General features: G+C 50.5%; 3 protein-coding genes. All 3 read left to right on the forward strand.

All coding sequences use genetic code 11. The features are described from left to right. Positions 1 to 340, forward strand: a 340-nt coding sequence (locus ACESZH_RS23580) for a Mu transposase C-terminal domain-containing protein (protein ID WP_373219986.1), incomplete at its 5' end; no start/stop codon positions are given. Continuing rightward, positions 337 to 1,146, forward strand: a complete 810-nt coding sequence (locus ACESZH_RS23585; protein WP_297933159.1) for an ExeA family protein — start codon at positions 337 to 339, stop codon at positions 1,144 to 1,146. The genes ACESZH_RS23580 and ACESZH_RS23585, both read left to right, overlap by 4 nt. 11 nt (positions 1,147 to 1,157) lie before the next feature. Then, positions 1,158 to 1,487 carry a DUF6618 family protein gene (locus ACESZH_RS23590; protein ID WP_297933157.1) on the forward strand — a complete coding sequence of 110 codons (330 nt, stop codon included), beginning with the start codon at positions 1,158 to 1,160 and terminating at the stop codon, positions 1,485 to 1,487. The last annotated feature ends 169 nt before the right edge of the window (positions 1,488 to 1,656 follow it).

The raw sequence follows: 1,656 nt of genomic DNA on the forward strand, positions 1-1,656 counted from the left end.
AATCCGGGATGTTCCACTGGAACGGTACCGCCGCACCTGCATGCAGGTAAGGATGCCGGGGTCCCGTGCATGGCTGGACGAATGTTTTATGAACCGTGTGACCCGTAGGGTCAACCGGGATGCCACTGTCTCTATCGACCGGACGTATTACGATGTGCCCATGCAGTTCATCGCCACGAAAGTGGATATCCGTTTCCTGCCGGATGATATGTCTACCGCCTACATCCTTTACGAAGGGGCGCATTACCCCATCCGGCAGACGGACCGTAACGAAAACTGCAGGACAAAGCGGAATAACACACCAGCCCTTGATTATTCCCGGATGGGAGGTGAGAAATGATGTCCCTTGCGTATTATGGGCTTTCTTTTAATCCCTTTGACAAGCAGATGATACAGGAAAAAGACCGGTTTCTTTCCCATGACATGACAGAAATGACCCAGCGGCTGGATTACCTGAAGGATGCACGGGGGATCGGTGTGTTCACCGCACGTCCCGGCATGGGAAAATCCTTCTGCCTGCGCTGTTTCTCCAAAAGTCTGAATCCAAACCTGTACCACATGGAGTACATCTGCTTGTCCACCGTCAGCGTCATGGAATTTTACCGCCAGTTCTGTGCGGCCCTCGGTGTCAGTGACAAAGGCGGGAAACCGGGAATGTTCAAGGCAATCCAGGAGCAGATCTGGTATCTCTATAAAGAGAAGCGTCAACCACTCCTCCTGGCGATTGACGAAGCCCAGTACCTCTCCACCGGCATTCTGAACGACATCAAGATGCTGATGAATTACGGATATGATTCTGTGAACTGTTTTACCCTGATCCTTTGCGGTGAATCCCACCTGAATAATACTTTGAGCAGACCCGTCCATGAAGCACTGCGTCAAAGGATCACTGTCCACTACAATTTCTCCGGTCTCTCGGATGATGAGGTGGCACGGTATGTCCTCCATAAACTCACCTGTGCCGGAGGAAGCGAGACCATGATAGAAAAAGCCGCTCTTTCTTCCATCCACAGCCATTCCCAGGGAAATCCCCGTCTGATCGACAACCTGATGACGGATGCCCTTGCCCTTGGCTCACAAATGGAGAAAAAGTCGATCGATGCAGAAGTGGTCCTTGCGGCTGTCAGCAACCAGAACCTGATGTAGGAGGGTGTGCCATGGAATACCAATGTACTCTTACAAGAGGAAAACGCAAAGAACAATGGAACGGTGAAATCAGGCTTATCAGACATTCCGGCTCCTGTTACGAAGCAGAGATTTCTGGTCGTGGGACCTACTTCCACGTAATTGCAGGACAACATAGCTATGGGAACTATATCTGTATTCCAAACCACGACGTAGGAAGTGAACTGGCCGGCTACCGGGATCTGTTCTGGAATACAGAGCGTCTTTCCGGGCTTCTGAAAAAGGTGGATGCAGTGACAGTCGCAAGCGGACTGTGCCATCTGGAAGAACTGGGCAGTCTGGAAAAGTACACAGGTCAATAACACCGAGATCACGGAGTCCTATGGGACTCCGTGATTTTTTCAATACTCCCCAAGAATGTGCCGTATTATCGCTGTCAATCTGCCATTAGCTTCCAGACTGCGCGGTCGATTATTTGAAAAGCGGAAAAATAATTTGCCGTTTGCGTCTCTCTCAATTCGCTGTCCAACA

The organism is Ruminococcus sp. 5_1_39BFAA (genome assembly GCF_964240875.1).
GTDB lineage: Bacteria > Bacillota > Clostridia > Lachnospirales > Lachnospiraceae > Blautia_A.

Excerpts from the sequence above, each read along its gene's own strand:
- ACESZH_RS23585 (WP_297933159.1), top strand. The coding sequence starts at position 337 with ATGATGTCCCTTGCGTATTATGGGCTTTCTTTTAATCCCTTTGACAAG.
- ACESZH_RS23590 (WP_297933157.1), top strand. The coding sequence starts at position 1,158 with ATGGAATACCAATGTACTCTTACAAGAGGAAAACGCAAAGAACAATGG.